Source organism: Pseudomonas sp. BC42 (assembly GCF_021560055.1).
Classification (GTDB): Bacteria; Pseudomonadota; Gammaproteobacteria; order Pseudomonadales; family Pseudomonadaceae; genus Aquipseudomonas.
Map to the genome: position 1 here is coordinate 3,163,651 of NZ_CP091067.1, position 25,511 is coordinate 3,189,161.

General features: G+C 63.9%; 23 protein-coding genes. 16 read left to right on the forward strand and 7 right to left on the reverse strand.

Annotated elements, in window-relative coordinates; translation table 11 throughout:
* Positions 1-508: 508 nt before the first annotated feature.
* On the reverse strand, positions 509-1,918 hold the full coding sequence (locus tag L1O02_RS14610; RefSeq protein WP_199009403.1) for a hypothetical protein: 1,410 nt from the start codon (positions 1,916-1,918) through the stop codon (positions 509-511).
* Positions 1,919-2,208: 290 nt separating this feature from the next.
* Complete coding sequence (locus tag L1O02_RS14615; RefSeq protein ID WP_199009402.1) at positions 2,209-2,472, reverse strand: short-chain dehydrogenase; 264 nt, start codon at positions 2,470-2,472, stop codon at positions 2,209-2,211.
* Positions 2,473-3,383: 911 nt separating this feature from the next.
* Between L1O02_RS14615 and L1O02_RS14620 the strand changes: the two genes are divergently transcribed.
* The 11 genes from L1O02_RS14620 to L1O02_RS14670 all read left to right on the forward strand — a co-directional run bounded on the left by L1O02_RS14620 (position 3,384) and on the right by L1O02_RS14670 (position 15,085).
* On the forward strand, positions 3,384-3,986 hold the full coding sequence (locus tag L1O02_RS14620; RefSeq protein ID WP_060839484.1) for a transposase: 603 nt from the start codon (positions 3,384-3,386) through the stop codon (positions 3,984-3,986).
* On the forward strand, positions 3,983-5,698 hold the full coding sequence (locus L1O02_RS14625) for a ShlB/FhaC/HecB family hemolysin secretion/activation protein (protein WP_235760158.1): 1,716 nt from the start codon (positions 3,983-3,985) through the stop codon (positions 5,696-5,698). The genes L1O02_RS14620 and L1O02_RS14625 overlap by 4 nt, the downstream gene beginning before the upstream one ends.
* A gap of 19 nt (positions 5,699-5,717) precedes the next feature.
* Positions 5,718-7,535 (forward strand): MotA/TolQ/ExbB proton channel family protein, encoded by a 1,818-nt coding sequence (locus tag L1O02_RS14630; protein ID WP_108543952.1) that lies wholly within the window; start codon positions 5,718-5,720, stop codon positions 7,533-7,535.
* 11 nt (positions 7,536-7,546) lie between these two features.
* A complete protein-coding gene (locus L1O02_RS14635) occupies positions 7,547-7,972 on the forward strand; it encodes a biopolymer transporter ExbD (protein WP_011061113.1) in 426 nt (141 codons plus the stop codon).
* A gap of 3 nt (positions 7,973-7,975) precedes the next feature.
* Positions 7,976-8,692, forward strand: a complete 717-nt coding sequence (locus L1O02_RS14640; protein WP_235760159.1) for an energy transducer TonB — start codon at positions 7,976-7,978, stop codon at positions 8,690-8,692.
* Positions 8,693-8,732: 40 nt separating this feature from the next.
* On the forward strand, positions 8,733-10,436 hold the full coding sequence (locus tag L1O02_RS14645) for a putative porin (protein WP_060839480.1): 1,704 nt from the start codon (positions 8,733-8,735) through the stop codon (positions 10,434-10,436).
* Positions 10,437-10,450: 14 nt separating this feature from the next.
* Positions 10,451-11,098 (forward strand): DNA repair protein, encoded by a 648-nt coding sequence (locus L1O02_RS14650; protein WP_235760160.1) that lies wholly within the window; start codon positions 10,451-10,453, stop codon positions 11,096-11,098.
* A gap of 20 nt (positions 11,099-11,118) precedes the next feature.
* The gene (locus tag L1O02_RS14655) at positions 11,119-11,601 is read left to right on the forward strand and encodes a YbjN domain-containing protein (protein ID WP_235760161.1); all 483 of its coding nucleotides are present in this window, start codon (positions 11,119-11,121) and stop codon (positions 11,599-11,601) included.
* A complete protein-coding gene (locus tag L1O02_RS14660; RefSeq protein WP_235760162.1) occupies positions 11,598-12,554 on the forward strand; it encodes a peptidylprolyl isomerase in 957 nt (318 codons plus the stop codon). Before L1O02_RS14655 ends, L1O02_RS14660 begins: the two co-directional genes overlap by 4 nt.
* A gap of 802 nt (positions 12,555-13,356) precedes the next feature.
* Complete coding sequence (locus L1O02_RS14665; protein WP_060843707.1) at positions 13,357-14,334, forward strand: LysR family transcriptional regulator; 978 nt, start codon at positions 13,357-13,359, stop codon at positions 14,332-14,334.
* Positions 14,335-14,572: 238 nt separating this feature from the next.
* Complete coding sequence (locus L1O02_RS14670; RefSeq protein WP_060839472.1) at positions 14,573-15,085, forward strand: GNAT family N-acetyltransferase; 513 nt, start codon at positions 14,573-14,575, stop codon at positions 15,083-15,085.
* A gap of 210 nt (positions 15,086-15,295) precedes the next feature.
* Here the strand turns inward: L1O02_RS14670 and L1O02_RS14675 are convergent, their stop codons facing one another.
* Positions 15,296-15,988 carry an aspartate/glutamate racemase family protein gene (locus tag L1O02_RS14675; RefSeq protein WP_108543940.1) on the reverse strand — a complete coding sequence of 231 codons (693 nt, stop codon included), beginning with the start codon at positions 15,986-15,988 and terminating at the stop codon, positions 15,296-15,298.
* A 78-nt stretch (positions 15,989-16,066) separates the two neighbouring features.
* Between L1O02_RS14675 and L1O02_RS14680 the strand changes: the two genes are divergently transcribed.
* The gene (locus L1O02_RS14680; protein WP_060839470.1) at positions 16,067-16,873 is read left to right on the forward strand and encodes an AraC family transcriptional regulator; all 807 of its coding nucleotides are present in this window, start codon (positions 16,067-16,069) and stop codon (positions 16,871-16,873) included.
* 171 nt (positions 16,874-17,044) lie between these two features.
* Positions 17,045-17,536, forward strand: coding sequence for a hypothetical protein (locus L1O02_RS14685; protein ID WP_108543936.1), 492 nt, complete (start codon positions 17,045-17,047; stop codon positions 17,534-17,536).
* A 166-nt stretch (positions 17,537-17,702) separates the two neighbouring features.
* Here the strand turns inward: L1O02_RS14685 and L1O02_RS14690 are convergent, their stop codons facing one another.
* Both L1O02_RS14690 and ccoN read right to left on the reverse strand, forming a co-directional pair.
* Entirely contained in the window at positions 17,703-17,921 is a 219-nt protein-coding gene (locus L1O02_RS14690) for a hypothetical protein (protein WP_047286345.1), read from the reverse strand.
* Between the two features lie 60 nt (positions 17,922-17,981).
* Complete coding sequence (gene ccoN, locus L1O02_RS14695; protein ID WP_060839467.1) at positions 17,982-19,409, reverse strand: cytochrome-c oxidase, cbb3-type subunit I; 1,428 nt, start codon at positions 19,407-19,409, stop codon at positions 17,982-17,984.
* Between the two features lie 266 nt (positions 19,410-19,675).
* Between ccoN and L1O02_RS14700 the strand changes: the two genes are divergently transcribed.
* The 3 genes from L1O02_RS14700 (at position 19,676) to L1O02_RS14710 (ending at position 22,709) form a co-directional block, all read left to right on the forward strand.
* Positions 19,676-21,349 (forward strand): nitrite/sulfite reductase, encoded by a 1,674-nt coding sequence (locus L1O02_RS14700; protein WP_060839466.1) that lies wholly within the window; start codon positions 19,676-19,678, stop codon positions 21,347-21,349.
* Positions 21,346-21,840 (forward strand): DUF934 domain-containing protein, encoded by a 495-nt coding sequence (locus L1O02_RS14705; protein WP_108543934.1) that lies wholly within the window; start codon positions 21,346-21,348, stop codon positions 21,838-21,840. Before L1O02_RS14700 ends, L1O02_RS14705 begins: the two co-directional genes overlap by 4 nt.
* A gap of 197 nt (positions 21,841-22,037) precedes the next feature.
* Positions 22,038-22,709 (forward strand): DUF3313 domain-containing protein, encoded by a 672-nt coding sequence (locus tag L1O02_RS14710; protein ID WP_060839464.1) that lies wholly within the window; start codon positions 22,038-22,040, stop codon positions 22,707-22,709.
* A gap of 43 nt (positions 22,710-22,752) precedes the next feature.
* Here L1O02_RS14710 and L1O02_RS14715 read toward each other — a convergent pair whose 3' ends face one another.
* Together L1O02_RS14715 and L1O02_RS14720 are read right to left on the reverse strand one after the other, a co-directional pair.
* Entirely contained in the window at positions 22,753-23,733 is a 981-nt protein-coding gene (locus tag L1O02_RS14715) for a DUF3829 domain-containing protein (RefSeq protein WP_060843698.1), read from the reverse strand.
* Positions 23,730-25,355 carry a J domain-containing protein gene (locus tag L1O02_RS14720; RefSeq protein WP_108543930.1) on the reverse strand — a complete coding sequence of 542 codons (1,626 nt, stop codon included), beginning with the start codon at positions 25,353-25,355 and terminating at the stop codon, positions 23,730-23,732. Before L1O02_RS14720 ends, L1O02_RS14715 begins: the two co-directional genes overlap by 4 nt.
* Positions 25,356-25,511 lie beyond the last annotated feature (156 nt).

The window sequence follows — 25,511 nt, forward strand, 5'->3', positions numbered from 1 at the left end:
TGACGAGCATGCTCAAGGAATCGAGAGACTTGGAGTGGATAGAGATGGCTTTATCCGCGTCGTTTGTGGGTGTGCTGGGGGGGGCGGCCCCCATGTTGAAGAGCCTATACAAGCCCTCGATGCTCGCCGAATCCAGCACTGCAACCGTCTCTAGTCTCAGCACAAAACCGGAAGCGCGATTACCAGCACGCCACAGTTCGTCTGCACTAAAGTTCCTGATTGATGCGGACTAAGAGTTAGATCGTTTGAACTTTAACTGCTGGTGGCAGGTTCAGCGTAGCTATTGCGTCCTTCATGCTCATGCCCGCTTCCAGCCATAAAGGTTTGCTGGCGGTTCAAGTGGCAACTCATCCGCCTCGATATTTTCAGGGGATTTGATAGCGTAGAAGAGTAAACGCTTGAATGGGAATAACGGGGAAGCTCTTGTTTAAGAGTTCCCTGTTCGCCAACAAATCATAGAATGCAAATTGTCCACGCAACTTACGTTTTACTATTGCCGTGAGCCGAATTAGTAAACAATATTCGCAATGTCTGCTGCAGCGTTTAATCCACCGCGATGATCACTAGCCGTTTTTGGAAGAACATAGGTATAGCGCTCATCGTCTTGATAAGTCACTTTCCAGTGTTTTCCATCTGCGGTTATCGAGAAACCAAGGTTTTCAAAAGTGTCCTTTACTCTTTTGTTCATATCGCGATAGTCACGAAGCACCTCTTTAAGCGTCTTTGTCTTCTGTTCGTGTAGGTCTTCAGTGCTGTTGCTGTTTAGTATAGCCGTGAGAATGTGTTCGCGTCGTGAATTAGGATGTACGCTTTTTCGAAGGTAGTCCTTGATTGCATGCAAAGCTAAAGCAAGTATTTCCTCATTGAAATAGTCTTCTTCATCCCCAGTATTAATAAGTATTCCTCCTTGGACAGGGGTCTTCGCTTCGCGAACTCTAAGCAGGGCGCTTAATCGATCGATTTCACGATTGAGGGTTTGGATGTTGTCAGTCTTCTCAGCCAGTTCCACTTCGTACAATGATACGATCTCATTAGCTTCGGTAGCGTTTAAACCTTCTCTCTTTAAATGTTCAATAGCGTTTCTATTTTTGACGTGTATAACTTCTTCCCAGCTGCATTTTTTTGGTGAGATTAGAACTGATAAAGCATCGCAAATAGTGTTGAAGATGTCTTTTTCGAAGGCCTTTATTTCAGTTGTATCTCTTCTGAAAAGTGTTACGCCACTTCCTTTAGGCCAATAGATACCTACTACCCCACCATAAACATTGCGAGAAGACACTTCTTTCCTAAGGCTGTGCGAAAAGGCTCTGTTTGGTTCGATGACTACATGAGCCATTCCACTTAAGGCTCTAGCGAGTCTATCGGGGATAATTGTGTGGCGATTGTTGTTAGTTGAACTCACATAAACAATAGGCAAGGTACAGCTATTGTTAGAGTTTATGACCGCCGCAGCAATTTCTTTACCATTTTTGCTTTCGTCCAATAGGATGGGATTTATGCTGATTGGTACGCCACCGTCATCGCCTCCACCAAAACGGCTAATTAACCGAATGATGATTAACGGTTTTTTGATTTCAGGTGGTTCTTTCGAAGCGGTGTTTGTAACTATGCTCGCAACTACGTTGATCCAGTGTTCTCCATTTTCAATTCTTGATGACACTTCCGTAATCCATTGCGCGACTTCAGTCGATTTTGTATAGCGTAATGAGGACACGAAAAGACTTGGGGTTTCAGAGCGGGAGAACTCAATAAGCTCGTTATTTCTTGAGTGACTGAAGTCATCAGCATTTGTTAGCTGAGTGAGTTCTTCTTGCGCAAACTCAGTGAACGGAGAGTCCAGAATCCAATTAATGCACTCTTGAAATACATCTTCACTGGTGACGTTATTATTCAGTGGAAAACATACTTTTATACTCACAGGCCCATCTCCATATTAGGAGCTGCGAAGCTATCATTCTGATATCGCGAATGTCTATAGGCCTATCGTGCCTTCTCGAGAGCAATGGCTCCCACTCGCATAGAATTCAGGCTGTGAGGAATATAGCGATCAAGCATTTCGCCCAGAAAATTTGCGCATGGCACGAAAAGCCCAGTTGAGTAACCGCTTTTGGCCGAAACCAGCCTTTTACGAACGGCTGTTATTGGCCGTTTTCAGCCACTTTTATATGAAACGCTCCGCGCCACCCAGTAGCGCGGAGCGCTCAGGGCTCAGGCTTGCAGTCGCCAGCCGACGACACCCAACAGGTCGCAACTATCACGCAGCAGAATGGCTGCTACGTTGGAGATATGTTGCAGATCGGTATCGTCGGCATTCTTCAGCTCTGCGCGGGAGAAGCTTTCCATCAGTTGAGTCACGGCCAGTAAACGTGCGGCACCGTTGGCATGCAGCACGTCCAATGGTGCGGTCTTGTCTATAAACAGGCAGGGAATAAGGCAGTCGACTCCGGTGATGGGGATGTATCGCTCTGTCATGGGTAAGGCTCCGTATTAACCAATATTGAACAGGCCGTCCTTTGAGGCTGTCCTGTTTAGCCGTGTTCAGAGGGCTGTCGTCAGCGGTGTTGCTGGGCGATGAGCGCTGTGAACGTGGTTGCTTGTTGGTTAATTCCAGGTCGCCAAACCTGATCACCGGTTGGGTGTGAAGGGAACCATAGTCTCTGTGGATTGGGGTGGATAGTCAGGTGATTCTGCAAGTTTTGTAGGATTGCGGAGGGGGACTTGGCGGCCTGAGAGCCGGCCAGTTTTTCTGGTGGGGGGGGGTACATATCCGTTGCTGCGGGTGCGGCGGCTGGCGGTTTCGCCCTTACGGCGAGTCCCTTTTTACAAACGCCGGAGTGCCGGCCCAGCAAAAAGGAACCAAAAACGCTTGCCCCTCCATGGGCCCCTCGCTGAGGCTCGGGGTTCCCTCTCTCCGGCATTGCTCCGGGGGCCGCCGCCAACCGGCCATCCATGGCCGGGTGGCGGCTAGCTCGGCATCCATGCCGAGCTGCCCCCTACGCAACGCCTACGCTCGGCCGGCTGGGAAGGGGCCTGAAGATCAAGATCAAAAGCCAGAGCCACGGCTAACGGCGCGCCCGTCCGGGCGGCGCATTTTTAAGCCTTCTTCAGCACAACAATTCCCTCTCGTAGGAGCCGGCTTGCCGGCGAAGAGGGCGGTCTGGTCGTGCGCGGAATAAAGACAGTTCAGCGTTGTCCGGCCGGCAGTCTTCGCCGGCAAGCCGGCTCCTACAACGTTCGCGCGTTCCTCTCGTGAATGAAGCTTTTATGACAAAAGTTCGGTAGCACATGGCCACGCACGTCTTGGGTATGTAACGCGCTTGAGGGGGCCGCCAGGCCACTTTTTTAAGCCGAGGCGGGACGCCGGGAGTGAGGCTATGGGGACTATGGAACGCTACTCGAAAGTGGGCATGCAGGAGCTGGATCAACGGCTGTCGAAGATTGTCGAGGCCGCGCGCAAGAAGCCGGTGTCGGTCTATCGCTACGGGGCGCCGTGGGTCTGGATCGTGTCCCAGGATGATTGGCAGGGCGCCTTGAAGGAGGTGGCCAGCTATATCCCGCCGGGGCATTCGCTGGTGCTGCTGCGTCCGCAGATCGATGAGTTGCTGGATCAGCACCGCGATCTGCTCCAGGGCCTCAATGCCGAGCCCGGCATGCTGATCGCGCCGCGTACGGTGATGCACATTCTGTTGCTGCAGTTGCTGTATTCGGTGCCCAGCGAACAGCAGCTCTATGAACAGCTCAGTTACAACCTGCTGTTCCGTTGGTTCGTCGGTCTGGATCTGAACCAGAAGGTCTGGGCCTTCAGTGTCCTGAGTCGCGACATCGCCACGCTGTTGAACAACCCGCGGGCGGTGCAGTTGATCCAGAAAATCATCGGTGAAGTGTTTTGCGGCGCGCTGCTGCAAATGCCCGAGTTCTCGCTGAATTTTGCGCTGTTGCACACCTGGCTGGCGCGCCACGAAAACACCTCGATCAGCAGCAATTGAAGCGGCCAAACGCTGTGCAGACGGCGACGGCGACAGCAATGCGCGTGCGCGCGCCAATTTTCAGTTTTTTAGGGGGCGGTGTGGAGCATCTGGGCAAATCAGGGCGACCCGGCAGTGGCGGGCGCTGGTGGCCGTTGTGCGGCTGGTTGACGGTGTTGGCGCTGGCGCCGGCGGTGCAGGCCGAGGAGGGTGAGCCGGTTGCGGTTGAAGCCACGGCGGCGCGGTTGGTGGACGTCAATGAGTACTTCGTGCGCGGCAATACCGTGCTCGATGCGCGGGCCATCGAGGAGGCGGTGTATCCGTTCCTCGGGCCGCAAAAAGCCCTGGCCGATATCGAAGGCGCCCGGGATGCGCTGCAGAAGGTCTATCAGGAGCGCGGCTACCAGTCGGTGTTCGTCGAGCTGCCGGAGCAGAAGGTCGAGGACGGCATCGTTTATCTGCAGGTCAGTGAAACCAAGGTCGGCCGGGTGCGGGTGGTGGGCGCCAAGCATTACTCGCCGGTGGAGATCCGCGATCAGGTGCCGGCGCTGCAAGAAGGTCAGGTGCCGGATTTTGCCACGGTGCAAAGCCAGCTGGCCGGGCTCAATCGTGGTGCCGGGCGCCAGGTCATGCCGCTGGTGCGCGAGGGCCAGCGCCCGGGGACCATGGACGTGGACCTGCAAGTGGAGGACCAGAACCCCTGGCACGCCAGCGTCGGCCTGAACAACGACTACAGCGCCGACACCGAGAAGCTGCGCACGGTGGTCAATGTCGGCTACGACAACCTCTGGCAGCTGGGCCACAGCATTTCCCTGACCTATTTCACCGCGCCCCAGGACACCGACAACGCCAAAGTCTGGTCCGGTTCCTACACCGCGCCTTTGAGCGAGCGCTGGGCCCTGCAGTTCTCCGGCTACCAGTCCGACAGCAACATCGCCACCATCGGCGGCAGCAACGTGCTGGGCAAGGGCCATTCCTACGGGGTGTCGGCGATCTACACCTTGCCCGCGGCCGGCAACTGGGCCAACTCGCTGTCGGTGGGGGTGGACTTCAAGGACTTCGAGGAAGAGATGCGCTTTGGCCGCAGCAGCGACCAGATTCCGCTCAAGTACGCCCCCGTGACCTTTGGCTACAACGGCTACCGCTACAGCGAAAAATCCCAGCTGGGCCTGGGCCTGAACCTGATCGTCGGCACCCGGCGCTTCTTCGGCTACGGCAGCGACGCCGAGGAATTCCACTACAAGCGCGACGAGGCCAGCGCCAGTTTCTCGGTGCTCAAGGGCGACCTGAATTTCACCTACACCTTCGCCAACGACTGGCAGTCGGCGTCCAAGACCGCCTTCCAGCTGGCCTCCGGGCCCCTGGTGTCCAACGAGCAGTATTCCGCCGGTGGCGCCACCTCGGTGCGCGGCTACCTGGCCGCCGAGCGCACCGGGGACGAGGGCTACCTGTTCTCCCAGGAACTGCGCACGCCATCGCTGGCCAAGTTCCTCGGCAGCTACGTGCAGGAGTGGCGTTTCTATGCCTTTGCCGAAGGCGCGCACCTGTCCCTGCACGAGCCGCTGCCGGAGCAGGAAGACCAGTACAGCCTGGCCAGCGTTGGCCTCGGCACCCGCGCCAGTTTGAGCAAGTGGCTGTCCGGCAGCCTCGACTGGGGCTACCCGCTCAAAGACGGCCCCAACACCCAGAAATACGACCCGCGCCTGCACTTCAGTGTGCAAGCGACGTTCTGACTTTACGGAGACCCTTCCCATGCAACGCTTATTCCTGAGCCTGTTGATCTGCCTGGGCTTCGTGCTCCCGGCCACGGCCCACGCCTGGTGGCAGGACGACTGGCATTACCGCAAGCAGATCAGCGTGGACACCACGCCCCAGGGCGCGGCCATCAACGAGGCCCTGGGCCGCACCGCGCTGCTGGTGCGCCTGCACACCGGCAATTTCACCTTCGACGGGGTCAAGGAAGACGGCGCCGACCTGCGCTTTGTCGCCGCCGATGACAAGACCGTGCTCAACCACCAGATCGAAAGCTTCGACCCGCTGATGGGCATGGCGCTGATCTGGGTCGATGTGCCCAAGGTCGAAGGCGGCCAGCGCCAGGACATCTGGATGTACTACGGCAACCAGAAGGCGCCGAGCACCGCCAACGGCCAGTTGACCTTCGACCCCAGCTACACCGCCATCTACCACTTCGACGGCAGCAACGGCACCCCGGCCAAAGACACCACCGCCTACGGCAACACCGCGCAGAACGCCACCGGCGCGGCGATTGACGGGGTCATCGGCCGTGCCTTGCAGTTCAGCGGCCAGCCGCTGCTACTGCCGGCCAGCCCGTCGCTGCAGCACAACGCCGGCGGCGCCTTCACCTTCAGCGCCTGGGTGCGCCTGGATCAGGCCAGCGGTGAGCAACTGCTGCTGGCCCGTCGCGAAGGCGCCGGCAGCCTGCTGATCGGCATCAACCAGGGCATGCCCTTCGTTGAAGTGGACGGCCAGCGCGCCGCCTCCACCCAGCCGCTGAACCCGGGGCAGTGGCAGCACCTGGCCCTGAGCGGCGAGGGCAGCCGCCTGGCGCTGTACGTCAACGGCCGCGAAACCGCGAGCCTGGCCCAGGCCATTCCCACCTTCAATTCGGTGCTGGCGATCGGTGCCGACCTGCCGCCGGCTGCCGGCGCCGAGGCCAGCCACTTCCTGCCGTTCACCGGGGCCCTGGACGAGCTGCGCCTGTCCAAGGTGGCGCGTCCGGCGGCGCTGATCCTGGCCGATGCCAGCGCCCAGGGCGCGGAGTCGAAGCTGGTGGCTTATGGCGTCGATGAAGAACAGTCGGGTTTTGGTTTCGGCAGCCTGGGCTTCTTGCTCAAGGCGGTGCCGGTGGATGCCTGGGTGATCATCCTGGTGCTGGTGGGGATGATGATCCAGTCCTGGGTGATCATGCTGCGCAAGAACCGCATGGTCGGCCGGGTCAGCGCCGCCAATGCGCTGTTTCGCGAGCAGTTCGCCAAGGTTGGTACCCGCCTGGAGATGTTCGCCGACGATCAGGTCCTGGCCAGCCGCCTGGAGCATTCCTCGCTGTGGCGCCTGTACCTGGTGGCGGTGAAAGAGATCCGCACCCGCCGCGAGCAGGGCGCCGATACCTCCTCGGTGTCGGCGGCCACCATCGAAGCCATCCGCTGCTCGATGGACGGGGTGCGCACCCGGGAAAACCAACAGCTGAGTTCCAAGCTCTCGACCCTGTCCAACGCCATTGCCGGCGGCCCCTACATCGGCCTGTTGGGCACGGTGCTGGGGATCATGGTGGTGTTCCTCGGCACCGCCATGGCCGGTGACGTCAACATCAACGCCATCGCCCCGGGCATGGCCGCGGCCTTGCTGGCCACCGCCATGGGCCTGTTCGTCGCGATCCCGGCGCTGTTTGGCTACAACCGCCTGATCACCCGCAACAAGGAAGTCGGCGCCGACATGCGAGTGTTCGTCGACGAGTTCATCACCCGGCTGGCGGAGCTGCATGGCGAGAGCCAGCACAGCGAGAACGCCCACTGGCGGGTCAGTCATAGCAACGCGTCGGTTCCGGCCTGAGGAGAACTGCCATGGCTTCCGTGAACGCCTCCCATGACGACGAAGACGACGCCGCCGTCGACAGCATCAACATCACGCCCCTGGTGGACGTGCTGATGGTGGTACTGGTGATGTTCATCCTCACCGCCACCGCCCAGGTATCGGGCATCCAGATCCACCTGCCCAAGGCCAGCGCCTCGGTGTCGCTGTCCGAGGCCAAGACCAAGGCCATTTCGGTGAACGACGGCGGCCAGGTGTTCCTCGACGCCTACCCGGTGACCCTGGGCGAGCTGGAAGAGCGCCTGCGCATCGAGAAGGCGCAGAACCCGGACTTCCCGATCATCGTCCGTGGCGATGCCACGGTGCAGTACCAGAAGGTCATCGAAGTCCTCGACCTGCTGCGCCGCCTGGAGTTGTCCCAGGTCGGCCTGGTCACCGGCAAACCGAGCCAGGGCTGAGCCATGACCGCACAACAACCGATCGAGCTGCCGCCGGTGCAGCACAAGCCGCGCGCCGTGCGCCTGCTGAAGTGGGGCGCCGGGCTGCTGCTGGGGGCCGTGGCCGCCTGGCTGCTGTGGCAGTGGGCCAATGACATGGCCGGGGTGCGTCGGGAAGCGCCGAAGGTGCCGACCATCATCCCGCTGCCGCCACCGCCGCCACCCCCACCGCCGCCTCCGGAGAAGCCCAAGGAGCCGGAGCCGGTGGAGGAGAAGGTGCCGGAACCCGAACCCACGCCCGCCCCCGAGGAGGTCAAGCCGGAGGAGGAAGCACCGCCCTCGCCGGCGGACGATCTGGCCAACCCGATGCAGATCGATGGCGACGCCCAGGCGGGCAACGACGGCTTCAACGTCGGTGCCGGCAAGGGCGGTGGCATGGCCGGCGCCGGTGGCGGCGGGCTGGGCACCGGCACCTACAAGCAGTACCTGGCGGCGACCTTTCAACGGGTGCTGCGCGAGGACCCGGAGCTGCGCAAGAAGGCCTATGCGCTGCAGGTGGACCTGTGGCTCGGCGCCGACGGCCAAGTGACCCGCGCCGAACTGGCCGGCTCCAGCGGCAACCCCGAGACCGACCAGCAGGTGCTGGCGGCGCTGCGGGCCACGCCGCGCCTGAAAGAACGTATGCCGGCGTCCCTGACCTTGCCGGTGCGCTTGTCCCTCAAGGGCCGGCGGCCGGAATGAGCGAACCCCTATTTGCAGTTTCTACAGGAGTTGTGTGCAGATGATTTCCACCGTGAATCGATTGACCCTGGCGCTCGGCATGGTCGCCCTGACCCTGGCCGGACAGGCCTCGGCCGCCGCGGCCGCGCCTTCGGAGAACGCCACGATCAACCTGATCCGTCTGTTGGTGCAGCAGGGGGTACTGCCGCAGGCCAAGGCCGAGGCACTGATTGCCCAGGCCGAAAAAGAGGCCCAGCAGGCTCGCCAGGCCAGCGCCGCCACCGCCGTGGCGGCCACCGGCCCCGCGGCGGCGCCGGGGGATGTGCGGGTGCAATACGTGCCGGCGATCGTCCGCGAGCAGATCCGCGATCAGGTCAAGGCCGAGGTCATGGCCACCGCCAAGCAGGAAAACTGGGCCCAGCCCAACACCTTTCCGGACTGGGTGTCGCGCATCAGCTTTGACGGCGACATCCGCCTGCGCGAGGAGTCGCGTTTCTTTGCCGACAACAACAGCAACGAGATCGTCGACTACGCCAAGCTCAACGACAACGGCCCCTACGACGTCAACAAGGACACCAACAGCAAGCTGCCGCCGCTGCTCAACAGCCGTGAAGACCGCGACAACCTGTTCCGCCTGCGGGCGCGCCTGGGGATGAAGGCGGTGATCTCGCCGGAATGGACCGCCGGCATCCGCATCGGCACCGGTTCGGACAACAACCCGGTGTCCACCACCCAGACCCTGGGCGGCGGCTTCGGTAAGAAGGACATCTGGCTCGACCAGGGCTACCTGACTTGGAAGGCCAGCCAGGACCTGACCCTGACCGGCGGGCGTTTCGCCAACCCGTTCTATGCAACCGACATGCTGTATTCCAACGACCTGAACTTCGACGGTGTGGCGGCGCTGTTCAACCACAAGCTCAGCAGCGACTGGGGCCTGTTCGGCACCCTTGGCGTGTTCCCGGTGGAGTACACCAACGACACCGCCACCAGCAACGGCTTCGACAAGAACGAGAGCGACACCAAGTGGCTGTTCGGCGGGCAGATCGGCGCCAACTGGAAGATCAACCGCAGCAACAGCCTCAAGGGCGCCTTGGCCTACTACCGCTTCGACGACATCGAAGGCCAGCGCTCCAGCCCTTGTGCGCCTTGGGCCGGGGCCCCGGGCTGCGACACCGACGGCTCGCGGGTGGCCTTCATGCAGAAGGGCAACAGCGTGTTCCTGCTGCGCGACATCACCCCCAACCCGGCCACCCCGGGCCTGACCCCGCAGCCGCAGTTCGTCGGCCTGGCCTCGAAGTTCGACGTGCTCGACCTGAACCTGGCCTGGGACACCGAGCTGCCGGACGACCTGCGCCTGCGCAGCCAGACCAACTACATCCGCAACCTGGCCTACGACAAGGGCGAGATGCTCAAGCGCAGCGAAGGCGAGATCGTCAACAACATCAACCGCAACGGCCAGTTTGAAAGCGGCGGCAACGCGCTGCTGGTGCAGTTCACCCTGGGCAACGCCCTGGACATGAAGAAGTCCGGCGACTGGAACCTGCTGGCCGGCTACAAGTACATCCAGCCCGACGCCTTGCCCGACGGCTTCAACGACTCCTCGTTCCACCTGGGGGGCACCAACGCCAAGGGCTATTTCGTCGGCGGCAACTACGGCATCGACAAGAACATCTACGCCACGGCCCGCTACATGAGCGCCTCGGAAGTCTATGGGCCGCGTTACGAAGTCGACGTCATGCAGCTTGAACTCAACACGCGCTTCTAAGCGGGAGGAAGGTTATGAACAGCCGAGTGAGGGCAGGGGCGGTCAGCCTGTTGCTGGCCTGGGGCGTGCTGGCCAGTGCCGGCGCCAGCGCCGAAGGCATGGAGGAACGCCTGCGCACCCAGTTGCGCAGCACCACCCAACAGTTGCAGGCCCTGCAAAGCGAGCAGGCCCAGGCCGCGGCCGCGCGGATCGCCGCCGAGAACGCGGCCAGGGAGGCCCAGACCCAGGTCAAGCAACTGAGCGCCGAGCTGGCCAAGACCCGCGGCGTGGCCGAGCAACTGGCCGGCCAGCAGCAGAACCTGCAGAGCCAGGCCCAAGCCCAGGCGGCGGCCAGCAGCGAGCAGTTGGGCAAGTTCAAGAAAGCCTACGAAGACTTGCTGGTGCTGGCCCGGGGCAAGGAAGCCGAACGGGCGAAATTGCAGGCGCAATTGAGCGAACGTGACACACAAGTGCAGCAATGCGCGGTCAAGAATCAGCAGATGTACGGCATCGCCAAACAGATTCTGACGGCCTACGAAAAGATCGACGTGGCCGAGGTGGTGAACATCCGCCAGCCCTTCGCCGGCAAGGCCCGGGTCAAGTTCGAAGAACTGGCCCAGGGTTTTGGCGACGAGCTTTACCAGACCCAGTTCGACGCCCCGCGGGCGGCGAGCGCCCACTGATCACCAGGGAAGAGATGACCATGACTTTGATTACCAGCGTGACCACCGACAGCCTCACCGACCTGCTGCAAGGCGCCGGCTACCGGGTCAACCAGACCGAGCAGAACGGCATCGTGCAACTGCTCAGCGCCAGCCAGGGCATCGGCTATGCCGTGCGTTTCGGCAACCCGGGCAGCGAGGCCGGGCACTATGTGGACTTCACCTACAGCTGCGCCCTGCGGGTGCAGGGCGAGCTGCCGGCGGGGCTGGCGGAGCTGTGGAACGCCTCGCGGCGCTTTGCCCGGTTGTCGCTGCAGGGCGAGTTCCTGGTGATGGAGATGGACGTGGTGGTGGCCGGGGTCGGCGAGACTCACCTGCGCAGCCAACTGGAGCTGTGGGACCGGTTGCTGCAGGAGTTCATCGTCTACCTGCGCGAATACAGCCAGCAGGCGGCCCAGTTGCAGGCCCGGGGCGAACAGCCGCTGCCTGAGGAACAACCCCAGGAAGAGGCGGCCAGCCTGTGAAGAAGCCGACCCTGGTGGTCGGTGCCGGGGCACTGACCTTGCTCGGCCTGGCGCTGGGGCTGGCCCTGCGCCCGGGCAACGACCCGGTGGCGGCGCAGCAGCCGGCACCGGCCGTGCTGCAGCAGTCACTGGCGACCACACCGACCGTGGCGCGCCTGGGCAACCAGCAGGTGGCGGCCGAGGAACTCAAGACGCTGTTCGCCAGCCTGCCCGAGGACGCCCGCGCGCAATTGCGCGGCAACCGCCCGGCGCTGGAAGCCTGGATCCGTTCGCGGCTGGCGGAAAAGGCCGTGCTGGAACAGGCCGATGCCCAGGGCTGGCGCCAGCGCCCGGAGGTGGAGCAGCAGACCCGCGCCGCCACCGAACAGATCGTGTTTCGCGACTATTTGCAGTCGGTCAGCCAGGTGCCGGCGGACTACCCCAGCGCGACGGAATTGCAGCAGGCCTATGACAGCGGCAAGGCGGCCTGGATGACCCCGCCGCTGTACCGGGTCAGCCAGATCTTCCTTGGCGTCAGCGACCCCCAGGCCGTCGAGCCGGTACGGCGCCAGGCCCAGGAGCTGAGCCGCAAGGCCCAGGCCGCGCCGGCAGACTTCGCCGCCCTGGCGGCGCAGTACTCCCAGGACCGGGACAGCGCCCAGCGCGGCGGTGACTCGGGGCTGCAACCTTTGCAGCAACTGCTGCCGGAAGTGCGTAGCGCGGTGGCCCGGCTCAAGGTCGGTGGCGTTTCGGAGGTGGTGCAGAGCGCGGCGGGTTTCCATGTGCTCAAGCTCACCGAACAGCAACCGGCGCGCACCGCGACCCTGGACGAACTGCGTGATCGCCTGACCCAGGCCCTGCGCGCCCAGCGCCAGGAACAGATCGCCAAGGCCTACCTGGAAGGCATGCTCAACACCGCGACCCTGAGCATCGATGGCGCCGTACTGAACCAGGTCCTGGAGGACAAGCTGTAGGCGCGGGCCTGCCAGTGAAGGCGATCTTACGGGCCTCTTCGCCGGCAAGCCGGCTCCTACGGGGCAATACGCAGCATCGGCAACTGTAGGAGCTGGCTTGCCAGCGAAAGCGATCTCACGGTCCTCTTCGCCGGCAAGCCGGCTCCTACGAGGCAATACGCAGCATCGGACAAACGTAGGAGCTGGCTTGCCAGCGAAGGCGGTCTTAAGGGCCCCTTCGCCCGCAAGCCGGCTCCTACGAGGCAAGACGCAGCATCGGGCAAACGTAGGAGCTGGCTTGCCAGCGAAGGCGGTCTCACGGTCCTCTTCGCCGGCAGCAGGCACCCACGGGGCAATAGGCAGCATCGGACAAATGTAGGAGCTGGCTTGCCAGCGAAAGCGATCTCACGGTCCTCTTCGCCGGCAAGCCGGCTCCTACGGGGCAATACGCAGCATCGGGCAAACGTAGGCGCTGGCTTGCCAGCGAAGGCGATCTCACGGGCCTCTTCGCCGGCAAGCCGGCTCCTACGGGGCAACACGCAGCACCGGCAACTGTAGGAGCTGGCTTGCCAGTGAAGGCGATCTCACGGTCCTCTTCGCCGGCAAGCCGGCTCCTACGGGGCAACACGCAGCATCGGACAAATGTAGGAGCTGGCTTGCCAGCGAAGGCGGTCTCACGGGCCTCTTCGCCGGCAGCAGGCACCCACGGGGCAATACGCAGCATCGGACAAACGTAGGAGCTGGCTTGCCAGCGAAGGCGATCTCACCGGCCCCACCGCCCGCCAGTCAAGGAAGCAACAGTCAACAAGACAGGGAGTCACCGATGGCATTTCTCGAACCCGCCCCACTTCAGGGCGTAGCGCCGTACACCGCGCCCCAGGAACCTCGCGAGGCCTGGCTGGCCCTGGCCGCCGGGATCGATCCGGAGGTCGCCCAGTACTTTCTGGTCAGTGCCCGTTGCGGCTGCTTCATGCAGGCGGCACGCAGCCTGAACATCAAGGCCACCCTGTTGCGCAAGCAACTGGCGCTGCTGGAGGAACACCTGCGGCGTTCGCTGTTCTGCTATCAGGGCAATGTCCTGAGCCTGAGCCGCGAAGGCCTGCAACTGCAGGGCCAACTGCTGGCCCTGGCGCACCAGCGCCGGTTGCCGGTGGTGGAACAGCCGCTGATTCGCCTGGCCGTGGCAGAAACCATCCTCCACGACATCCTCGGCCGCGACCTGATCGCCTTGTTGCGGCGCAACGCCAGCGCTCGCCTGGAGATCATCTCCATCGACAGCGACCTGTCCCTGCAGGCCCTGAGCGCCGACCTGGTGCTGTGGCTGGCGGCCGAAGACTCGCCGCTGCCGGGCCCCAGCTTCGCCACTCGCGAACCCGTGCCCCTGGCGCGCATCGACTACCTGCCGCACATCGCCAAGCGCTACTCACGGGTGGCGGCGCGTCCCGACAGCCTCGACGACCTCAGCGACTACATGCTGGTGCAATGGCAGCACGACCGTCAGGTGGAGCCGTTCCGGCCCTGGAACAGCCTGGTGGAACAGCGCCTGGCCGGCGTGGTGCAGGTGCACTCCTATGAACTGATGCTGGAAATGATCCGCTGCAGCGCCTGCATCGGCCTGCTGCCGCAGTACATGAGCCACTTCGACCGCGGCCTGACCGCCTTGCCGGGACTGTTCAAGGACAGCATGCAGCGCCGCGCCTGGCTGGCGGTGAATGCCCGGGTGGAGCATGAGGAACAGGTGCAGCAACTGGTGGAGCTGATCCTCAATACCTTCAGCGAGCGTGAGGATTGGTTTGTCTGAACGAGCCTGCTTGCTATAGGGCGCCGGCTTGCCGGCGCAGGGTTCGCAAGCCTGGCCTCGGCCCGAGATTCGCCTGCGCTGGCAAGCCCGCTCCTGCACCGCGACTGATCTGCGCGTGGCCGTCGGGGAGGCGCGGGTGTCGGCTCAGGGCCGGCGAGCCTGGGCAACCATCCCCTCGTCAGCTCCAGGCTGATCGCCTTACACTCTTTGGCCATTTCCCCTTCAAGGAAGACCGGCCATGCCTAACGCCAATCCCACTATCGTTATCGAGCGTTGCACCGAAGCCCATATCGAGGGTCTGACGGCGCTGTACAGCGAACCCAGCGTGGCGGCCCAGACCCTGCAACTGCCTTATCAGTCCCGCGAGTTGTGGCGCAAGCGCGTCGGGCTGGGGCAGGAAAATGAAGGGCTGGTGGCCCTGGTGGCCCTGCACCAGGGCGCGGTGATCGGCAGTTGCAGCCTGAACCAGGTGGCGCGGGTGCGCCGCGCCCATTGCGCGGACGTGGCCATGGGGGTGTCCCCGGCCTGGCAGCGTCAGGGCGTCGGCAGCCGTCTGCTGGCGGCGGTGCTGGAGGTGGCGGATAACTGGATGAACCTGCGCCGGGTCGAACTCACGGTGTATGCCGATAACCAGCCGGCCATTGCGCTGTACCAGAAATTCGGCTTCGAAACCGAAGGCCGGCTGCGGGACTACGCCGTCCGTGGCGGGCAATTCGTTGACGTGCTGAGCATGGCGCGGCTGCGTGGTTGAGGCCGGGCTTGTGTAGCCGCTGCCGTAGGCTGCGAACGGCTCCGCAGGAGACGCAGGGATCTTGAGGCCGCCCAAGATTGACAGGCGATCGCCAAGCAAGGCCCTGCGGGCCTTTTCGCAGCCTCGCCAGGGCTCGGCAGCGGCTACAGGTCAGTGCCGAACCAGGCTTTGTAGCCGCTGCCGCAGGCTGCGCCCTGCGGGCCTTGAGGTTCACTCCAGCAAAGCAAAATCCACCGCTGCCCGGGCATGCAGTTCGGTGGTGTCGAGCAGGGGCAGGGGGCTGTGCTCGGGCTTGAGCAGCAGGCCGATTTCCGTGCAGCCGAGGATGATCGCCTGGGCGCCGCGGGCCCTGAGTGATTCGATCACTTGCTGGTACACCCGGCACGACGCGTCGCTGATGATCCCCACGCACAACTCTTCATAGATGATCCGGTGCACCGCCTGGCGCTCCTGCGCATCGGGCACCAGCACATTCAGTCCTTGTTGGCTCAGGCGGCTCTTGAGGAACTCCTGTTCCATGGTGAAGGCGGTGCCCAGCAGCCCGACGTTCAGGGTGCCGGCCGCCAGCGCGGCCTGGGCCGTGGGGTCGGCGATATGCAGGAAGGGCACGGCAGTGGCCGCCTGAATCTGCTCGGCCACCTTGTGCATGGTGTTGGTACAGAGCACCAGGCACTCGGCGCCGCCGTCCTGCAAGCGCTGGGCGGCGTCTATCAGGATCCGCGCCGCGTCATCCCAGCGCCCGGCATGCTGGGCCTGTTCGACAGGCCCGAAGTCGACGCTGTACATTAGCAACCGCGCGGAACGCAGCGGCCCCAATTGATCGCGAATCTGCTGATTGATCAGGCGGTAGTATTCGGCGCTGGACTCCCAACTCATGCCGCCAATCAGGCCGATGGTGCGCATGGGCAACTCCTCTGTGGTGTGGGTGAGTGAGCCGCAGTCTGGTCGCGCTAACGCTTGCGATCTATCAGGAAATTTCACATGCCCGAGGTGCTCGAACATCGCCTGCTGGACGGTCGCTTGCTGCTGCAACTGCTGCCGGCCGCGGCCTACAGCGCCCGTGACCCGGTGCAGTGGCAGACCCTGGGGGTGACCCTGGAGCGCCAGCGCGGGGTGCATGCCATCGACTCCGACCGGCGCGAGGATTTCGACACCTGGCCCGGCACCCTGGCCTTGACGCCCAAGGGCGTGGAAGTGTTCTCCGAATCTGCCTGTGGCGGTGAATACCTGCTGGCGCGCTGGCAGGAGCAGACGCCGCTGATCCCCGGCGAGCGCCGTCTGCAGAGTTCGGGGCATGCCCAGGCCCTGGCCCTGGGGCGTGAAGCCCGGCGCCTGCTGTTGGCGCCTGTCATCGATGAGTTGGCCCTGGAGCACTGTGCCCTGGCCTTTGTCGGTCTGTCCCAGTCCCGCCACATTGCCACGGCGCCGTTACCACGGCTGGGGCAGGTGCTGGAGCAGATGGCCGACCAGTACGCCCAGCCCTTGTCCCTGGCGCAATTGGCACTCACATACGGTCACAACGAACTGCGACTGCTGCGGGACTTTCGCCGCGCCGTCGGCATGACGCCCCATGCCTGGATCACCGAGGTGCGGCTGCAGGCAGCCCGGCGCTTGCTGGAGCGCACGGACCTGCCGCTGGCGGCCATTGCCCACGACAGCGGCTTTGCCCACCAATCGCACCTGGGCAGCGCCTTGCGCAAAAGCCTCGGCCTGACCCCGCGCCAGTACCGGCTGCGTTTTCACTCGTGTCTCCCTGCACCTGTCCGGTATCCCAGCCGCGGGCAGTAAACGGCCCGCAGCGACGTGGCGGGGCAAGGCCGGTGCCATGCCCGCCGACGCCAGCGGCTAGAGGAATGGGCCGGCCCTGGGGTAAACACCCCAACGCCCGGCACCGGCATCTGCCATGATCAAGACCGGCGACCTGCAGTTCCCAAGGGTCGATGCCAGGGACACACCGCAATGGACGATATCCAGCAATTGGGCGAGATGCTCCGGCACTATGCCGCCAGCGAAGCCCACAAGAAGCAGCTGTTCGACAGCCAGTCATTGGTCTGGGCCCGGCGTATTCATGAGCTGTTCGGGCAGATTGAAGAGTGGCTGGCACCGGTGCTGCAGCCGGACCTGCTGGAGCTGCATCGCGAGCCTTATGTGGCCTTCAGCGCGGCATTGCCGGTGCAAAGCTCCACCTTCAACAGCGAGAAACTGACCATCAGCATTGCGGGCAAGCCGGTGGAGTTCGTCCCGGATGTGATGGGGTCCAATGGACAGATATCCCTGGCGGTGATCGGCCTGACGGCGGCGCGCCTGGGCAGTGTTTCCCTGGTGGGCGAGGCCTCCGGCAGTTGGCAATGGCGCAAGACCAATGGCCTCAAGGACCCTGACACCTTCGTTTTCGACGGCAACTTCCTGGCCGCCCAATTGCAGAGCCTGATCCCCCGCGAGCGCGCCTGATGTAGGCGCCGGCTCGCCGGCGAAAGCGATCGCCGGCAAGCCGGCTCCTACGGGGCAACACGCAGCGCCGGCAACTGTAGGAGCTGGCTTGCCAGCGAAAGCGGCCGCCGGCCATGTGCACGTCTTGCGGGCCTCTTCGCCGGCAAGCCGGCTCCTACGGAGTGCGTTACATGTCCAGGTTGATCCAGCCCGGCTTGGCTTCCTCCGGCGCCACGGCGTTGACCTTCTTGCCCGTGGCCAGCTCGACCCGGCGGGCGACGTCGGGGTCGTCGGCGAAGGGAATCAGGCTGGCGTCGTCCAGGCTCTTGGCGCTCTGGTGGCGCAGGCAGTACTCGATGCAGAGGTAGAGAAACGCCACCCCCAGCAGGTTGAACAGAATATCCATCGGCCCAAGGCTCCCTGAAAAAAAAACGCCGGCCACTGGGGCCGGCGGGCAAGGTTCGGCTCAGGCGATCTGCGCGTCGCTCAGGGCCAGCTTTTCATCGGAGACGCGCACGGTGCGCCAGGTGTTGTAGGCCATCAGCAGCATGCCGCTGAGGAAGAACACGCCGCCGGCGAAACGCACCACGAACCCCGGATGGCTGGCCACCAGGGCCTCGACGAAGGAGTAGGTGAGGGTGCCGTCTTCGTTCACCGCGCGCCACATCAGGCCCTGGGTGATGCCGTTGACCCACATCGAGGCGATGTACAGCACGGTGCCGATGGTGGCGAGCCAGAAGTGCAGGTTGATCAGCGGCACGCTGTACATCTGCTCGCGGCCGAAGACCTTGGGCACCATGTGGTAGATCGCGCCGAAGGTGATCATGGCCACCCAGCCCAGGGCCCCGGCGTGCACGTGGCCGATGGTCCAGTCGGTGTAGTGCGAGAGGGCGTTGACGGTCTTGATCGCCATCATCGGGCCTTCGAAGGTCGACATGCCGTAGAACGCCAGGGACAGCACCAGAAAGCGCAGGATCGGGTCGGTGCGCAACTTATGCCAGGCGCCCGACAGGGTCATCATGCCGTTGATCATGCCGCCCCAGCTCGGGGCCAGGAGGATCAGCGACATGGCCATGCCCAGGGACTGGGCCCAGTCCGGCAGCGCGGTGTAGTGCAGGTGGTGCGGGCCGGCCCAGATGTACAGGGTGATCAGCGCCCAGAAGTGCACGATGGACAGGCGATAGGAGTACACCGGGCGTCCGACTTGCTTGGGCACGAAGTAGTACATCATCCCGAGAAAGCCGGTGGTCAGGAAGAAGCCCACGGCGTTGTGGCCGTACCACCACTGCACCATGGCGTCGGTGGCCCCGGAATACACCGGGTAGGACTTGAACCAGTCCACCGGGATCGACAGGTGGTTGACCACGTGGAGCATGGCGATCACCAGGATGAAGGCACCGAAGAACCAGTTGCCGACATAAATGTGCTGGCTCTTGCGCCGCACCACGGTGGTGAAGAAGACGATCGCGTAGGCCACCCAGACCACCGCCATCCACACCGCGCCGGCGAATTCGATCTCGGCGTATTCCTTGGTGGTGGTGTAGCCCAGGGGCAGGGTGATCAGCATGATCACGATCACCGACTGCCAGCCCCAGAAGGTGAAGGCGGCCAGGGTGTCGGAGTACAGCCGTACCTGGCAGGTGCGCTGTACCGCGTAGTAGCTGGCGGCGAACTGGGCGCTGCCGGCGAAACCGAAGATCACCAGGCTGGTGTGCAGCGGCCGCAGGCGGCCGAAGGTGCTCCAGGGCAGATCGAGGTTCATCTCCGGCCATACCAGTTGCGAGGCGATCCACACCCCCATGGCCATGCCGATCACGCCCCATACCACGGTTGCGACGACGAATTGGCGAACCACCTTGTAGTTGTAGGCCTGTCCGATTGTTGCTGAGTTCATGGTCAATGCTTCCACGGTTGCAAAGTCTTGCCAGGCCACCCGGTCTGGCACGGGGTGCACTGTAGGAATCAGCGAGGAAACAAAACAGGCTCAGAAAAACTGCATTAATACGGATCAGATTTATCTCGTGTCCACGGTGCTGCCGTCACGGCTGATATGGTTTTTTAGTTTTTACCTGAATCTGTAACGTTCTGCGCCGCACGCGCATAGTCGCCCCCTCACAGCACGCGCCGTTAGAGCACGACCAGTTTCGATGAGGTAGGGATATGTATCAGTACGACGAATATGACCGGGCCCTGGTCTTTGAGCGGGTGGCACAGTTTCGTGATCAGGTCGAGCGCTTCATGGGCGGCCAGCTCAGTGAAGAGGAGTTCCTGCCTCTGCGCCTGCAGAACGGTCTCTATATGCAGAAGCATGCGTTCATGCTGCGGGTGGCGATTCCCTACGGCACCCTGAGCGCCCGGCAGATGCGCACCCTGGCCAGCATCGCCCGGGACTTCGACCGCGGCTACGGTCACTTCACCACCCGGCAGAACCTGCAGTTCAACTGGATCGAGCTGGCCCAGGTGCCGGACATCCTGCAGCGTCTGGCCGAGGTGGAGATGCACGCCATCCAGACCTCCGGCAACTGCGTGCGCAACATCACCACCGAGGCCTTCGCCGGGGTCGCCGCCGATGAATACCTCGACCCGCGCCCGCTGGCGGAGATCCTTCGGCAGTGGTCCACCATCAACCCGGAATTCCTGTTCCTGCCGCGCAAGTTCAAGATCGCCATCTGCTCGGCCAAGCAGGACCGGGCGGCGATCATGATGCACGACATCGGTCTGTACCTGTACCGCGACCGCAGTGGCCAGATGCTGCTGCGGGTGATCGTCGGTGGCGGCCTGGGGCGCACCCCGATCCTGGGCCTGCAGATCCGCGACGGCTTGCCCTGGCAGCACCTGCTGTCCTATGTCGAGGCGGTGCTGCGGGTCTACAACCGCCACGGCCGGCGCGACAACAAGTACAAGGCGCGGATCAAGATCCTGGTCAAGGCCCTGGGCATCGAGGCCTTCGCCAAGGAAGTGGAAGAGGAGTGGCAGCACCTCAAGGACGGTCCGGCGCAGCTCACCGACGAGGAGTACCAGCGGGTGGCCAGCGCCTTTGTGCCGCCGATCTACGAGCACCTGGCGGACACCGACCTGGACTACGGCAGTCACCTGGCCGAGTCCCCGGCCTTCGCCCGCTGGGTGGCGCGCAATGTGCACCCGCACAAGGTGCCGGGCTACACCTGCGTGGTGCTGTCGACCAAGCCGGGCCCGGCGTCGCCGCCCGGGGATGTCACCGCCCAGCAGATGGAGGCGGTGGCCGATTGGTCCGAGGACTACGGTTTCGGTGAGATCCGCATTGCCCACGAACAGAACATCGTCCTGCCGGATGTGCCCAAGTCGCGGCTGTACGAGCTCTGGCAGCGGGCCTGCGAGCACGGCCTGGGCACCGCCAACGTCGGCCTGCTGACCGATATCATCGCCTGCCCGGGCGGCGACTTCTGCGCCCTGGCCAACGCCCGGTCGCTGCCGATTACCCTGGCCATCCAGCAGCGTTTCGACGACCTGGACTACCTCCACGACCTGGGGGACATCAGCCTGAACATTTCCGGCTGCATGAACGCCTGCGGTCACCACCACATCGGCAACATCGGCATCCTCGGGGTCGACAAGAACGGCAGCGAGTGGTTCCAGGTCACCCTGGGCGGGGCCAAGGGCACGGACAGCGCCCTGGGCAAGGTGATCGGCCCGTCCTTCAGCGCCGAGGAAATTCCCGAGGTGATCGAGCGCATCATCGCCACCTTCGTGCGTTACCGCGAAAGCGACGAGCCCTTCGTCGATACCCTGCAGCGCATCGGCCTGGAGCCGTTCAAGGAGCGGGTCTATCCCAAGGCTGCGGAGGCACTGGCATGAACAACCTGCTGCGTCTGCATGAAGGTGAAGCCCAGTTGGTGGAGGACGATGCCTGGAGCCTGGTGCGCGAAGTCGAAGGGGCGCTGCCCGAGGGGCCGCTGATCCTGCCCCTGGCGCTGTGGCTGATCCGCCGCATCGAGCATCACCCGGCCCGGGACGGGGTGTGGATCGGTCCGGACGACGAGGTGGAGAGCCTCAAGCCCTGGCTCAAGCTGATTCCGCTGATCGCCGTGGACTTCCCCAGCTTTCGTGATGGCCGGGGCTACAGCCAGGCTTACCTGCTGCGCACCCGCCTGGGCTGGATGGGCGAATTGCGCGCTGTCGGTGACGTGCTGCGCGACCAGCTCAGCCACATGCGCCAATGCGGCTTCGACAGCTTTGCCGTGCGTGAAGACAAATGCGCCCAGGACGCCCTCAAGGGCCTGGCGGGCATGAGCGTGCTCTACGGTCGCTCGGTGATCGAACCGCGCCCATTGTTCCGCCGCCGCTGACCTCCCTGATGTAGGAGCCGACTTGCCGGTGAAAGGACCGGCGAGTCATGCGCCTGGCTGATGGCCTCGAAGGCGCGAGGGTGCTCCAGGTCGCCCGGGGAGTGGGCGATAAAAAACACTCCTGGGCCGATCGGCCTTGGCTATACCTGTAACTCCCCCTCGCCAGTTCCTGGCTGCTTCACCTACAGGAGTGACCCATGAAGCTTGCACTGATGATTGGCACGGCGTGCCTGGCCTCCCTGGCTCTGGCCGGCTGCTCCAGCAACCTGACTCAGCCCGACGAGTATTCCGGGTTTCTCCAGGATTACAGCCGTCTCAAGGAGGCCAAGTCGCCCTCCGGGGTGGAGGTGATGCGCTGGATCGATCCCAAGCTGGATGTCAGCCGGTACCGGGCGATCTATATCGAACCCACCCAGTTTTACCCTCAGCCCCAAGCCACGGCGAAGATTCCCCAGGGCACCCTCAATGCGATCAATCAGTACTACGACCAGGCCCTCAGGCGCGAGGCGGCGCGCAGCCTGCCTCTGGCTCAGGGCCCCGGTCCGGGTGTGGTGGTGGTACGCGCGGCCATCACCGCGGTCAGCAGCAAGACCGAAGGCCTGAAGCCTTATGAAGTGATTCCCGTGGCGCTGGTGGCGGCGGCGGTGAGCACCGCCACCGGGATTCGCGACCAGCAGACCACCCTCGGCACTGAGGCGGTGTTTCTCGATGGCAGCAGCGGCAAGGTGATCGCCCAGGTGGTGCGCAAGGGCACCGGCAAGCCCCTGGCGAATGACAGCCAGGTGATGAAGGCCGATGACGTGAAAAACGTCATCGACGGCTGGGCCGCGGACTTCCATCAGTCGTTCGCCAAGCTCAAGGCGCGCTAGTCGCCGTCCATCCGGCGGCGGTCCAGCGAACCGCCGCCCCTTTTCAGTAATCCACCTGGGCCTGCTTGTTGTAGTAGCTGAGCAGCGAGTCGTAGGCCCGCACCACGGCGTGATAGTCCTCGCTCAGGCGCTCGGGCGCGACCCGCTCCTGCCAGTCCTCGTGCAAAGTGCGCAAGGCCTGCTGGTAGTTCAGGGCCGGTCGGGTGATCTGGCTCCACAGGTAATAGGCTGGCTGGCTGCGGCCGTTCTGCGGTCGGTTGCGCAGGGGTTGCCCGGCATCCCAGGCCTGCTGCAGATCCTGGCTGGCCTTGGCCAGCTGCACCGGGGTCAGGGTTTTCTCGCGCACGCCCTGACTGAGCTGCTCCACCGTGAGCCGCGCCTGGATCATGTAGTCCAGGAGGTGCCAATGGATGTCCCGCCCCAGGCGCTGTTCAAGCAGCCGCTGTTGTTCGCGTCGGGCGCCAATGTCTGCGCTGGCCAGGGCGGCGCGCAGGTCGGCGGAGGCTTGCAGGTAGCGGTCGAACCCGGGCTGGAGTCGGGCCACGGTGGCCGGATCTTCCTCGGCCGGCATGTAGGCGCCGGGCATCGCGCTGGAATGGGCGCGACGGGCCAGGTTGGCCTGGTGCAGCGCATCGATGTAGCGCTCGGCCAGGCCGATCAGCGGCGCATCGGGCTGCAGGAGGCGCAGGCGATAGAGCATGCGCGGCTCGCATTCGCGCGCGGGCAGGGTGTCCATGTTGGTTTTCGCGCTGTCGGCAAAGTCCCGGGCATTGTTCAGCAGGTCGTCGAACGCCATGCGCCAGGCCGATTGAGCGCCGTAGGTGTAGTAGCCCAGGCGCCACGGCATGTCGTACTGGTTGACGCAGTCGATCAGTGGCGCCCGGGCTGCGGCCTCGGCGCTGGCGCGGCTGTCCAGGCCCGCCAGCCAGAGTTCGAAGCGGGCGATTGGCGAGCCGGCTCCCAGGAGGGCAAACAAGCCGAAGATCAGCGCGCAACCGAAGATCAGCAACGGACGTTGGCTCATGGCCGGGCCTCCTTGGGATACCACTGGGCTTCGGTGGCGGGCGCCGCGCACTCGGCGACCTGGGCCGGCATGCGCGCGCACAGGCGTTCGGTCCATGGCTGCAGGCCCTGATAGCGCCCGGCGGTGTGGCGCTCGTCGAACCATTTGAGGGTGGCGATGGCGGCCACCAGCAGGATCAGCGCCGTGCCCAGCAGCAGGCGGCGTGGCCAGGGGTTGATGCGTTGCCAGGCGCTCAGCGGGTCGATCCGGCGTTGGCGGGCCAGGGCGACCAGCAACTGGACCCCGAGATAGGCCGGGGTGGCCAGCGGGTGGATCACCGCGCCCAGTAGGCCGCCGAGCAGCGCGACGGGCAACAGGTCGCGGATCAGTTGCATGGAGTGATAGGGCGCGTGGCGCCATGGCAGGCACCGGCTGAGGCGTTCGTCCCACTGCAGCAGGCGCTGGCTCAGGGGCTGCCAGAGCCGCTGCAGCCCTTCGCCCGCGGCGCAGAAGCACAAGGACCAGACCAGCGTCACCCCGACGATCTCCCAGGGGCTGGCGTCTTGTCCGCTGTACTGGGCCACGGCGCCGGCCAGGCAAGCCAGGACCACGCCCAGCAGCATCGGCCAGCTGTCGATGGCGTGCTCCCAGTCACGCCAGAAGTAGGGATTGCCGGCCGGCATGCCGGCGGCGATGTCCGGGTAGTCGGCGGCCAGACTCGCCGCCAGCTTGTGGCAGGCCTGCCAGTCCTGGCTGCCCAGGTGCCGGGCCCAGGCACGGCGCTGGCTGAAGCCCAGGGGCGCCAGCAACAGGCGTGCGGCGCGGTGTTGCGGGGTCATGGGCGGTTCGCTGGCCAGTTGTTGCTGGCGGGCCAGGAACAGCGGGGCCTGATGGCGTTTGAGCAGGCGCGGCCAGAACACCTCCGGGCAGTTGTTGTCGGCGGCGGATCGCCAACCCTGGCCGGCGCACAGCGCCTGGAAGATCGCCACCGACCAATAGGGACTGTCCGCCAGCAATTGCGCCAGCCAGTGGTTGAACCATTGGCGATGTTGCAAGTGCAGCAGCCAGGGGTGCGCCGAGCGCTGGGCGTAGGCCTGCAGGAACGCCGTTTCATCCCTGGCCTGCAGTGCCGCGGCCAGCGGCGCCTGAACCTGTTGATACAGCTGTTGCTGCAGCTCCAGCACCAGGTATTCCGGCAGGTCCAGGCGCTGCCAGGCGCTCATCCAGCGCAGATGCTCGAAGCCCCAGTGCAGGACCGCCTTGGCCTGGGCCGGGTGTTCGACGCAATGGCGCAGCAGGGCCAGTTCGAACTCATGGGCGCAGTCCTGTTCCTGGGCCTGCCGATAGCGCTGATCGAGCTGCTCGACGTGCAGTTCCTTGAGCAGGACGGCCACCCGCTGCACCGGCGACAGCGCCGACAGCATCGGCTCGCTGGCGGCCGGGCTGTGGTCGGTGTCGCTTTCCAGGGGCTGGTTCTGCTCCCAGTCCTTGTGGGCCAGGGCTTGTTCATAGGCCTCGCGCAAGCGCTGGAAACCTTGCGGATCTTCATCCGGGCGGGTCTGTTTCAGCAGCTTGGCGTAGTGGCGCTTGATGGTGCGAGTATCCGCGGTGACCGGCAGGCCGAGTAGGGTCCAGCAACTCATTGGGCGATAGAACTCCATGCAACCCTTGGCAACATCCAGACATGACTGGAGGAAATGGCGCACCCTACCGGTTTCCCGGGTAAAAGTCCCTCGACTCGAATCCGTCTAATCAACAGCGACAGGCGTCTGGCGATTCAGTCCGGGTGGCAGGGGCGC

Coding starts and splice junctions, on each gene's coding strand:
- L1O02_RS14615 (WP_199009402.1), bottom strand. CDS start 2,472: ATGACAGAGCGATACATCCCCATCACCGGAGTCGACTGCCTTATTCCC.
- L1O02_RS14620 (WP_060839484.1), top strand. CDS start 3,384: ATGGAACGCTACTCGAAAGTGGGCATGCAGGAGCTGGATCAACGGCTG.
- L1O02_RS14630 (WP_108543952.1), top strand. CDS start 5,718: ATGCAACGCTTATTCCTGAGCCTGTTGATCTGCCTGGGCTTCGTGCTC.
- L1O02_RS14635 (WP_011061113.1), top strand. CDS start 7,547: ATGGCTTCCGTGAACGCCTCCCATGACGACGAAGACGACGCCGCCGTC.
- L1O02_RS14640 (WP_235760159.1), top strand. CDS start 7,976: ATGACCGCACAACAACCGATCGAGCTGCCGCCGGTGCAGCACAAGCCG.
- L1O02_RS14645 (WP_060839480.1), top strand. CDS start 8,733: ATGATTTCCACCGTGAATCGATTGACCCTGGCGCTCGGCATGGTCGCC.
- L1O02_RS14650 (WP_235760160.1), top strand. CDS start 10,451: ATGAACAGCCGAGTGAGGGCAGGGGCGGTCAGCCTGTTGCTGGCCTGG.
- L1O02_RS14655 (WP_235760161.1), top strand. CDS start 11,119: ATGACTTTGATTACCAGCGTGACCACCGACAGCCTCACCGACCTGCTG.
- L1O02_RS14665 (WP_060843707.1), top strand. CDS start 13,357: ATGGCATTTCTCGAACCCGCCCCACTTCAGGGCGTAGCGCCGTACACC.
- L1O02_RS14670 (WP_060839472.1), top strand. CDS start 14,573: ATGCCTAACGCCAATCCCACTATCGTTATCGAGCGTTGCACCGAAGCC.
- L1O02_RS14675 (WP_108543940.1), bottom strand. CDS start 15,988: ATGCGCACCATCGGCCTGATTGGCGGCATGAGTTGGGAGTCCAGCGCC.
- L1O02_RS14680 (WP_060839470.1), top strand. CDS start 16,067: ATGCCCGAGGTGCTCGAACATCGCCTGCTGGACGGTCGCTTGCTGCTG.
- L1O02_RS14685 (WP_108543936.1), top strand. CDS start 17,045: ATGGACGATATCCAGCAATTGGGCGAGATGCTCCGGCACTATGCCGCC.
- L1O02_RS14690 (WP_047286345.1), bottom strand. CDS start 17,921: ATGGATATTCTGTTCAACCTGCTGGGGGTGGCGTTTCTCTACCTCTGC.
- ccoN (WP_060839467.1), bottom strand. CDS start 19,409: ATGAACTCAGCAACAATCGGACAGGCCTACAACTACAAGGTGGTTCGC.
- L1O02_RS14700 (WP_060839466.1), top strand. CDS start 19,676: ATGTATCAGTACGACGAATATGACCGGGCCCTGGTCTTTGAGCGGGTG.
- L1O02_RS14705 (WP_108543934.1), top strand. CDS start 21,346: ATGAACAACCTGCTGCGTCTGCATGAAGGTGAAGCCCAGTTGGTGGAG.
- L1O02_RS14710 (WP_060839464.1), top strand. CDS start 22,038: ATGAAGCTTGCACTGATGATTGGCACGGCGTGCCTGGCCTCCCTGGCT.
- L1O02_RS14715 (WP_060843698.1), bottom strand. CDS start 23,733: ATGAGCCAACGTCCGTTGCTGATCTTCGGTTGCGCGCTGATCTTCGGC.
- L1O02_RS14720 (WP_108543930.1), bottom strand. CDS start 25,355: ATGAGTTGCTGGACCCTACTCGGCCTGCCGGTCACCGCGGATACTCGC.